Here is a 9,692-nt window from a genome sequence, read left to right on the forward strand (position 1 = left end):
AGCTCAACTCGCTGAAATGTCTTTTTATCAGTTGTTTGTCGTAAAAACGTCCATTTGGGTGACGTATTTTCTCATTATTTCCTGATTGACTTCGACACCCAGTCCGGGACCGTCCGGAACAGAGATGAACCCCTCTTCGATACGGATATCAGGAGTGACAATATCCTCCTCCCAGTATCGGTCTGATGAGGATATGTCACCCGGTATCGTAAATTGCGGCAGCGAAGCGAGCGCGACTGTCTGCGCTCTCGAAATGCCGGTTTCAAACATTCCGCCGCACCAAACCGGCATGTGATGCTCTCTGCATAAGTCATGTATTTTTAAAGCCTCTGTCAGGCCTCCTACACGCGCCGGTTTTATGTTAATGATTTTACAGCTCCCAAGCTCAATCGCCCGCCTTGCGTCATCATATGAGCATATGCTTTCATCGAGGCATACCGCGGTTCTCAAGTGTTTCTGCAGGTGGCGGTGATCGACAATATCATCTGCCTGAAGCGGCTGTTCTATCATCATGAGCTGGAATTCATCCAATTCTTTCAGCCTGCTGATGTCTTTCAGTTCATATGCCGAGTTGGCATCCGCCATCAGCGGTACGTTCGGAAAACGGCTGCGGATGGCTCTGACCAGATCAACGTCATGGCCGGGCTGAATTTTTATTTTTATACGTTGATAACCTTCTTTTACGTATTGCTCAATTTCCCGAAGCATCTCATCAGCCGAAGCCAGACCCACCGCCACGCCGGCGGGCACTTTATCTCTTTTTCCCCCTAAGGCTTCTGCGAGAGATATCCCCTTTTTCTTGGCATATAGATCCCACACGGCTGATTCAAGCCCCGCTTTTGCCATGCGGTTTCCTTTGAAACGCGCGAGACTGTCAGGCACTTCTGACGGATGGAAAAACTCGCGGCCTACGATATTCGGGATGAAAAAATCTCTCAGCATATGCGCGCATGTCTGAATCGTTTCTTCTGTATACCACGGAGAAGAAAACGCCGATACCTCCCCCCAGCCGGTTCTCCCGGTTTCATCGATCGCTTCCACGATCAAAAATTTACGGTCCTGCAGCGTTTCAATACTTGTTTTAAACGGTTTTTTCAGCCTCATACTTACATGATAAAGGGTGATTTTTTCAATCTTAATCATGACAATTCTCCTTTACGAAGCTCATTCAGCCGATGCCTCATCAGTTTATTGGACGCGTTCCGCGGGAGCCCGTCAACCTCGAAAAAAGCAGCCGGTATTTTATATTTTGCAAGCCGCTCACAGCAAAAGGCGGTCAGCTCCTCAGAACTGACAGAAGAAGTCAGCACGAGAAAAGCATGCGGCACTTTCCCCCACTTCGGGTCTTCGGCTCCCGAAACACCGGCCTCCGCTACAGCCGGATGGGCAAGCAGCGCCGCTTCCACTTCTGCCGGGTAGATGTTTTCTCCGCCTGAAATAATGAGGTCCGACCGCCTGTCCAGCACGTATAAAAACCCTTCATCATCCAAATAGCCAAGATCGCCCGTTTTAAACCATCCATTATGAAAAGCGGCCTGGTTTGCGTCGTCACGATGGTAATACCCTTTCATTACATTCGGGCCTTTCACCGTAATTTCACCGTGTTCAAACGGCGCACAAGGGTTTCCGTCTTTTTCAATTCTAATTTCGCATGAAAACAGCGGTTTACCGGCCGAGCCGAGCTTGTCCATACTGAATTCCGGAGAAAGCGTGACAATCTGTGAGCAGGTTTCAGTCAAGCCGTAAGATTGGAATACTGGAAATTGTTTCCTGCGGCATTCTTCAAGGAGCGGCAGCGGTGCAGGACCCCCGCCAAGCAAAATGCAGCGCAGTGATTCAGGACATTGTTCAGTTTCCGCAAGCAGGCCCGAAAGCATGGTCTGCACCGCTGAAATGATCGTGACCTGATAGGAGCTGATGCTGTCAAGCACATCGGTGACAGAAAATTTTTGATGAAGCACGACAGGCATGCCGTAAATGACCGACTTAAACAGCGCAGACAGACCGCTGATATGAAACAGCGGCAGCGCAATAAGCCAGCGGTCCCGCTCCGTGACCCCCAGATTCAGCGCAGACGATACAGCGCTGGAATAATGATTACCGAAAGTCTGCTGCACCCCCTTCGGCCTTCCCGTTGTTCCTGATGTATACATAAGAGTCGCCGTATCATCAAGCGTTACATAAGCTTCCGGCTCCATGTCACCCGCCTCTTCAGCCTGCAGCTCGTCCACATCTGCGGTGGCGACTGCAGATTCATATTCTTCGCGGCAAAAGCCGTCCTCCGTCAATAAAAGCTTTGCCTGTGAATCTTCGAGCTGAAACAACCGTTCCTGTTTTGAGAGCTTCGTATTCAACAGCACAGCTTCCGCCCCTAATAAGAAACAGGCGTGAACGGCATAAACCATTTCCGGTCTGTTAGAAAGCAAAATCGCAGCGCGGTCTCCTTTTTTAAGCGAGCAGTATTTGGACAGCCGCGCGGCCATTTGTTTAGAAGCATGATATAATTCTCTGAATGTCATCTGTTTGTTTTCAAATATGAGAGCGATTCTCTCTGGTGTCAGCTGAGCCCTTTGAATGAGCCAATTCGGCTGTTCTGTCAGCATGTTATCATCTCCGAGGTAAAAGTACTGTTTTTGAAAAGAAAACAGCTTGGACCAGAGCGGCTCAAGCTGTTTCGTAGTGTCATCTGATCACGGAAAACGAGGGAACTGACCGAAATCTGGACTGCGTTTCTCTTTAAAGGAATCGCGGCCTTCTTTCGCTTCGTCAGTCGTGTAATAAAGAAGCGTTGCATCTCCTGCAAATTGCTGAATTCCGGCGAGGCCGTCTGTATCAGCGTTAAATGCCGCTTTAAGGAAACGAAGGGCTGTAGGGCTTTTCTCAAGCATTTCTTCACACCATTTAATTGTTTCCTCTTCAAGTTTCTCTAATGGGACAACCGTATTGACAAGCCCCATGTCGAGCGCTTCCTGCGCATTGTATTGACGGCATAGGTACCAGATTTCACGGGCTTTCTTATGTCCGACGATACGCGCCAAGTAACCTGAGCCGTAACCGGCATCAAAGCTTCCCACTTTCGGTCCGGTTTGGCCGAAAATCGCGTTATCGGCCGCAATCGTTAAATCACAGACGATATGAAGCACATGTCCTCCGCCGATGGCATAGCCTGATACCATCGCTACGACCGGTTTAGGAATAACACGGATCAAACGCTGAAGATCAAGCACATTCAGACGAGGGATCTGATCGTCTCCGACATATCCGCCGTGACCGCGGACTTTTTGGTCTCCGCCTGAACAGAATGCTTTATCTCCCGCTCCCGCAAGAACGATAACACCAATATTGGAGTCATCACGCGCACGAGCAAACGCGTCAATCATTTCTGATACCGTCTTAGGAGTAAATGCGTTATGTACCTCCGGGCGGTTAATTGTTATTTTTGCAATACCGTTATACGTCTCGTACAGGATTTCATCGTACTGACGTTCACTTTTCCATTCTGCAGCCATTGATATGACCTCCTTCATTTTTGCCTGAGTCCGGCCGAAAAGCTATTTTCTTTATGCTTTACAAGCCATATAAAAACTCACTTACTATCTTACCAAAAATTCGCGGCTGTTCCACATGTACCGTGTGCCCCGCCTGTTTGACAACCTCTATTTTACTTGATGGGAGCAGGTTATGCACCTTTTGATTAATAGCGCAAAACTTTTCATCCCATTCACCGCATATGAGCAGGACGGGCGCCTTGATGCGGTGTAATGACTCCCACCAGGAAGGCTGTGAGCCCGTCCCCATTCCGAGCAGGCTTCCTGCAAGTCCGGACGGATTATTTTTCAGCCTGCCGGCACGGATGGACGCCTTTACGCTGTCCGGCAGAGAAAGCTGCGAGGCAAACAACGGAATGCCCTCCCAATAATCGACAAACGATGTTATACCTTCCCGCAATATAAAGTCAGCAAGCTTCCGGTCTGACTGAATCCGCTTTTTGCGTTCCTGAAGCGTGCTGAGGCCCGGAGTTGTACTTTCCAAAACTAGCGCTGACACCCGATGCGGAAATGCCTGTGCAAAGGAACACGCAAGTCTTCCCCCCATAGAATAACCAATAAGTTTCACTTTGTGAAGTTTTAATTGATCAAAAACGGCGGCAAGGTCCGCAACCTGCCGGCTCGCACTGTACCTTGCCGCTTGCACAGGCGCGTCTGTCTCCCCGTGACCCAGGCAGTCAATCATCACCATTCGTTCGCCGGGAAACATGCCGCGTAAAAACATCCATGATTCTTTGCTGCCCGTAAATCCATGCAGACAAACAATAGCTTCAGATGATTCGTGACCGCTATCAGCAACCCGATAGCACACGCCGTCGGCCGTTTTAACAGTTAAAGTTTCCATTCTTTTTTCACTTCCCGCACTGCGGCCTGCAGCAGATCGCGATGGAATTGAACTCTTGATGTCCGATCTGTTTTCAGCTCGATTATATGAAGTCCGGGCTTGTCCGCCTGCGGCTGATACGCATCCTTAAATGCTTCCCATGTCTCAGGGCAAGTATACGTCCCGCCGTACAGTGCGGCGGCATGCCGGAAATCAAGGCCCGTCGGCGTACCGAACAGTTCTTCAAAATGAATCTTATCAGATGCCTGCGGCAAAAACGAGAAAATCCCGCCGCCATCATTGTTTATTAAAATAACCGTAAGCGGAATTCCAAGTTTTTTAGCCGCTAACAGCCCGTTTAAATCATGGTAAAACGATAAATCTCCAATTACAAGCGTGACAGGAGCTTTTGTACCTTCACACAGTCCCATAGCCGAGGAGACAACCCCGTCAATGCCGTTAGCGCCGCGGTTGGCATAAACACGGAAGGAACGATCTTGTTTTTCAAAGAACGTATCCACGTCGCGAATCGGCATGCTGTTGCCGACAAAAATCGAACTGCCTTCAGGGACAAGGTGCTGAAGCTGACGATATACATTTCCTTCAAATGATAAATCATCCATGCTCGCGGCCTGTAAATGACTCCGGAACCGCTCATTGACAAACTGCCATTTCTCAAGCCATCCGGATGGCCGTTTTCCGGTTTCAGCTGAACGGACCGCTTCCAAAAACACAGACGGATGGCAATGAATCATATGCGCGCCGGCCTGGGTGGGATCTCTCCATCCTCCGTCTTCATCGACGATAAACTGCTCAATGGCAGGATCATCTCTGAGCCATAAAAAGAGCGGTTTGGAAACCGGCATCGGGCCGAAGCGGATCACAGCGTCCGGGCGCAGCGCCTCTTTTATTTCTTCATCTTTTAAAAACGAGTCATAAGCATCAATAATCAGCGTCTTATCATGCTCCCCGTTTCGGAGGTTTGAAAGCGGGTCAGCTAAAATCGGGAACTGAAGCATCTCGGCAAGCGCGATGATTTGCTGCTTTTCTGCTTCACCGTGAATTTCGCCGCAGACGATCATACCTCTTTCGGTACCCGCAAGACGCTCTGTAATATGACAGAGAGAATCTTGATCAGCTGACTGAATCCCTGTTGTGACTGAGACGTGCCGCCCCTTTCTCATTCTTTCAAAAGGTCCGGCTGATAAATCCGGCATCAAAGGCTCTCTGAGCGGCACATTGATATGGACTGGCCCCATCGGGCGCTTCCCGGCTTCACTTACGGCTCTGCCGGCCAATGTTCTGATATAGCTCAGCATTTGAGGATTTTCCTCAGGCAGAGCCGAGTCTGTGAAAAACTTAACAAAGTTACCGAACAGAAAATGCTGGTTAATCGCCTGAGGCGCCCCCACTTCCCTCAATTCATGAGGCCGGTCAGCAGTCAGGACAATAAGAGGCACTCTTGAATAATGAGCTTCAATCACGGCCGGATAGAAGTTAGCCGCTGCCGTTCCTGACGTACAAATCAGCACCACCGGGCGCTGGCGGGCTTTTGCAAGACCGAGTGCGAAAAAACCTGCGGATCGTTCATCAATCTGTATATGGACTTGAATATCCGGGTGGGCCGCCGCCAAAACCGCCAAGGGAGTTGACCTCGACCCCGGGCAAACAACCGCGTCGGTGACACCCGATAGAGCGAATTCATCAATAAAGCTTCCGATATAATGTGTAATCGGGTTTGTCAAAGCCTTTCACCTCCTAAAGCAGAGATCATCGGCTTTAGTTTAATTTGTGTTTCTTCATATTCTGATTGCGGATCTGAATCTTCAACAATGCCGCAGCCTGCGAAAAGCCGCGCATTATTGCCTTCAATCAGCCCTGATCGGATAGCCACGACAAATTCTCCGTTTTCCCTGCCGTCCATCCAGCCGATCGGAGCCGCATACCATCCGCGTGTCATCGGTTCAATATCAGCGATAACTTCAACAGCTTTCTGCTGGGGAGCTCCGCCCAATGCCGGTGTGGGATGCAGCTTTTCAATTAAATCAAACAGCGAAGCGGACGTTTTAAGATGGCCTGTGATCGGTGTATATAGATGCTGAACACTTTTTGTTTTATATAATTGCGGACCTGCAGGCTTTTTCACATCGCTGCAGCTCGACAAGAAAGAATCGTGTATCATCTGAACCACAAAATCATGTTCCGCGAGATTTTTTTCGTCATGCAGCAGCTCTTTGCCGAGATGGTCATCTTCTTGTTGATTTTCTCCGCGCTTAATTGAACCTGCCAGACAGGTGGACATAACGTCTTTGCCGGATTTTTTGATCAGCCGTTCCGGTGAAGCGCCGACAAAGCATTTATCTCCCTGCTCAATCGCAAAAACATAGCTTGTCGTTTGGTCCTTCAAAAGCTTGCGGACAACGCTCTCTGTCGGAATAGGCCCATCATATGACAAAACGACTTCCCTTGCCAGCACGACTTTATCATATTGATTTGCTTTCATATCATTTGTTGCTGTTTTAATGGCTTCAAGCCAGTTTTCCACATCAAGTTCTTCGGCTTTTGTTAAAACAGGATATTCTTCATACTCGATTGAAGAAACTGAAAAAGCACCCGAAAAAGATTTCAGACGTTTCAGCGTATCTTCTGCTTGATTACCGTCTGCCGCCCATTGATTGACGGTTAAATAATCACCATCTGCCGTCTTTGTCAGCATGAGTGAGGGGATAAAGAACAGTCCTTCTTCGAACCCGTTCCATTCGTCTCCTCTCTCTTCAGCGGGATTAAATGAAAAACCGCCGAATAAGACAGGGCCGACCGCGGTATGCGCCGCCTCTTCTTCATGAATATGAAAAGCCGTCTTTTTAAAGCGCTCCCATTGTTCAAAAACGTCGTGATAACGCTTTCCATTTTTTTCATTCGATTGGAACAGCGCTTCTGTGCCAAGACCGACTATTGTTAATTCACTACCGGGTTCTGACCAAAAAAATCGTTTGCCTTTATATTTTTTTGCTCCGTCTTTGAAAAATGATAGAGGGTCTAAAGACGCAATACGTCTTGAATAGCTCAATAAGACAGCATGGTTGACTTGTTTGGCTTTATGTAATGCATGATCTGCTTCCTCTCGGAACGTATGCTGCACCGTTGTCACCATGAGACATTCCTCCATAATCCGTTAAATGCTTTTAATACAATACACCTGTGATGACTTTGTGTCAAACACACAGATTTGAGCACGACAAAATGCCTGCATTTCTTATTATAAACCTTTTTGCGCAAATGAATAAAGAAACAAACTTGAATTTTCTTTCCCCACTCTCGGCAATCACTGTATCCTTTTACTTCCTCATGGGAAAATGACTATTTTTATCCACCATTTTTCTGCGCAAAAGCGTTCATACTAACAGTAAGCATCACATAGAAACGAGGGATTGATGTGCTTACAAACGAACAGATCACACACTTAAAAAAAGAATTGGAAGAAGCCAGACATGATATTTTAAGCCGCTTTAAAGAAAATGACCAATTTCAGTTAACTGATGAATTCCCGTATCAGTCATCCGGCGAATTGTCTTCCTATGACAATCATCCCGGCGATCAGGCGACCGAATTATACGAGCGGGAAAAAGACCTGGCCCTGCTCGACCATGAACGGGAGCACCTTCGCGATATTGATTACTCTCTGAAACAAATTGAAAACGGCACATACGGCACATGTGAAGTCAGCGGCAAGGACATTCCTTATGACAGACTCGAAGCTCTGCCGACGGCTACGACATTGGCGGAATATTCCTCGCAGGATGCCGTTTCCAAAGACAGGCCGATTGAAGAGGAAACACCGTTCGGACAGTTTGAATTTGATGATGATGAATCAATCCGGGCGGCTTACGATAGTGAAGATGCTTATCAGGATGTTGAGGAATACGGAAACTCAGAAACGCCTCAGGATTTAGAGGATCCGCCGCTCAGCTATGGGGATATGACAATGAACTCCGAAGAAAACATCGGCTATGCTGAGGATTATGAAAACTTTATCGGGACAGATATTACCGGAAAAAACATTTCCGTGTATCCAAGCAAAGCACACGAAAAATATGAGCAGGAACTGGACGAAGAAGGAATAATGACGCCCTTTGGCGATCTTCATGCTGATTAAAACCCCGGCCTGCCGGGGTTTTTGAATACAAATAAATGGTTTGCTGCATTTTCACACTGAAAACTCATACACTTAATGGTGCATGAACCTTTCAAAAGGTTTATATTTCCAAAAAGGGAACTAATGTATTGACATTGAATGACGGAGGGAACAAATGAAAAAAAAGTATATCGGTGCGATTATTGTATTTATCATTACATATGTCTTGTTTTCTTTAGCGGGGTTTCTCTTTCCCATCGACCGGGAATGGTACGACGCGCTGCAAAAACCTGACTGGACGCTGAGCAGATCAGTGATCGGCATCATATGGGCGGTTTTGTTTGCGCTTATTTCGCTCTCAGTAGCCTTGATATACGCAAAGTTTTCATGTAAAGAATCCAAAGCTTTTTGGGTGATGCTTCTCATCAATTATATCGTGAATCAAGGGTTCAGCTATTTTCAATTCACACAGAAAAATTTGCTTGCTGCATCTATCGATTGCCTGCTTGTGGCGGTGACAACACTCATTCTGTTGCTCATTGCCGGTAAATACAGTAAGGCTTCAGCCTGGCTTCTGGTTCCTTATTTATTATGGAGCGCTTTGGCCACATACCTGTCTTTTACCATTTACGCTATGAACGCATAAGAAAAAACCTTGCATAGTATGCAAGGTTTTTTTAATGACCCGTACGGGATTCGAACCCGTGTTACCGCCGTGAAAGGGCGGTGTCTTAACCGCTTGACCAACGGGCCTTATGGCGGAGAAGGAGGGATTTGAACCCTCGCGCCGCTTACACGACCTACACCCTTAGCAGGGGCGCCTCTTCAGCCACTTGAGTACTTCTCCGTATGGCTCCACAGGCAGGATTCGAACCTGCGACCGATCGGTTAACAGCCGATAGCTCTACCACTGAGCTACTGTGGAAAAATCATCATGGTGGGCCTGAGTGGACTCGAACCACCGACCTCACGCTTATCAGGCGTGCGCTCTAACCAGCTGAGCTACAGGCCCATGACAATATAAAAATGGAGCGGGTGATGGGAATCGAACCCACGACATCAGCTTGGAAGGCTGAGGTTTTACCACTAAACTACACCCGCATGTTGTTTGGGGCGATTGATGGGAATCGAACCCACGAGTGCCAGAGCCACAATCTGGTGCGTTAACCACTTCGCCACAACCGCC

8 protein-coding genes and 6 tRNA genes are annotated in these 9,692 nt (G+C 47.9%); 2 read left to right on the forward strand and 12 right to left on the reverse strand.

The annotated features are described in order from the left end of the window. Nucleotides 1–27: 27 nt before the first annotated feature. The 6 genes from menC to SB847_RS10535 all read right to left on the reverse strand — a co-directional run bounded on the left by menC (nucleotide 28) and on the right by SB847_RS10535 (nucleotide 7,525). Nucleotides 28–1,143 carry an o-succinylbenzoate synthase gene (menC, locus tag SB847_RS10510; protein WP_072589489.1) on the reverse strand — a complete coding sequence of 372 codons (1,116 nt, stop codon included), beginning with the start codon at nucleotides 1,141–1,143 and terminating at the stop codon, nucleotides 28–30. Continuing rightward, on the reverse strand, nucleotides 1,140–2,603 hold the full coding sequence (locus tag SB847_RS10515; RefSeq protein ID WP_410561265.1) for an o-succinylbenzoate--CoA ligase: 1,464 nt from the start codon (nucleotides 2,601–2,603) through the stop codon (nucleotides 1,140–1,142). Before SB847_RS10515 ends, menC begins: the two co-directional genes overlap by 4 nt. 87 nt (nucleotides 2,604–2,690) lie before the next feature. Beyond that, nucleotides 2,691–3,509: a 1,4-dihydroxy-2-naphthoyl-CoA synthase gene (menB, locus tag SB847_RS10520; RefSeq protein ID WP_007408846.1), complete on the reverse strand. Its 819-nt coding sequence runs from the start codon at nucleotides 3,507–3,509 to the stop codon at nucleotides 2,691–2,693. A 58-nt stretch (nucleotides 3,510–3,567) separates the two neighbouring features. After that, nucleotides 3,568–4,392: a 2-succinyl-6-hydroxy-2,4-cyclohexadiene-1-carboxylate synthase gene (gene menH / locus SB847_RS10525; protein ID WP_410561264.1), complete on the reverse strand. Its 825-nt coding sequence runs from the start codon at nucleotides 4,390–4,392 to the stop codon at nucleotides 3,568–3,570. Then, nucleotides 4,380–6,116: a 2-succinyl-5-enolpyruvyl-6-hydroxy-3-cyclohexene-1-carboxylic-acid synthase gene (gene menD, locus SB847_RS10530; protein ID WP_101670296.1), complete on the reverse strand. Its 1,737-nt coding sequence runs from the start codon at nucleotides 6,114–6,116 to the stop codon at nucleotides 4,380–4,382. Before menD ends, menH begins: the two co-directional genes overlap by 13 nt. Continuing rightward, nucleotides 6,113–7,525: an isochorismate synthase gene (locus SB847_RS10535; protein ID WP_101670295.1), complete on the reverse strand. Its 1,413-nt coding sequence runs from the start codon at nucleotides 7,523–7,525 to the stop codon at nucleotides 6,113–6,115. The genes menD and SB847_RS10535 overlap by 4 nt, the downstream gene beginning before the upstream one ends. A 282-nt stretch (nucleotides 7,526–7,807) precedes the next feature. Here SB847_RS10535 and SB847_RS10540 point away from each other — a divergent pair, with 282 nt between their 5' ends. Continuing rightward, nucleotides 7,808–8,527 (forward strand): TraR/DksA C4-type zinc finger protein, encoded by a 720-nt coding sequence (locus SB847_RS10540; protein ID WP_410577670.1) that lies wholly within the window; start codon nucleotides 7,808–7,810, stop codon nucleotides 8,525–8,527. Nucleotides 8,528–8,681: 154 nt separating this feature from the next. Then, the gene (locus tag SB847_RS10545) at nucleotides 8,682–9,152 is read left to right on the forward strand and encodes a TspO/MBR family protein (protein ID WP_410561260.1); all 471 of its coding nucleotides are present in this window, start codon (nucleotides 8,682–8,684) and stop codon (nucleotides 9,150–9,152) included. A gap of 35 nt (nucleotides 9,153–9,187) precedes the next feature. On the opposite strand, the gene SB847_RS10550 is transcribed toward SB847_RS10545, so the two are convergent. From SB847_RS10550 to SB847_RS10575, 6 genes are all read right to left on the reverse strand, one after another. Beyond that, nucleotides 9,188–9,259 (reverse strand) — tRNA-Glu (locus SB847_RS10550). Between the two features lie 3 nt (nucleotides 9,260–9,262). After that, nucleotides 9,263–9,353: transfer RNA gene (locus SB847_RS10555), tRNA-Ser, on the reverse strand. 3 nt (nucleotides 9,354–9,356) lie between these two features. Then, nucleotides 9,357–9,431, reverse strand: a tRNA-Asn gene (locus SB847_RS10560). A gap of 10 nt (nucleotides 9,432–9,441) precedes the next feature. After that, nucleotides 9,442–9,518: transfer RNA gene (locus SB847_RS10565), tRNA-Ile, on the reverse strand. 15 nt (nucleotides 9,519–9,533) lie between these two features. Continuing rightward, a tRNA-Gly gene (locus SB847_RS10570) sits at nucleotides 9,534–9,607 on the reverse strand. 8 nt (nucleotides 9,608–9,615) lie between these two features. Next, nucleotides 9,616–9,691: transfer RNA gene (locus SB847_RS10575), tRNA-His, on the reverse strand. Nucleotide 9,692 lies beyond the last annotated feature (1 nt).

Origin of the sequence: Bacillus sp. SIMBA_026 (genome assembly GCF_046535335.1) — a bacterium.
Lineage (GTDB): Bacteria > Bacillota > Bacilli > Bacillales > Bacillaceae > Bacillus > Bacillus velezensis.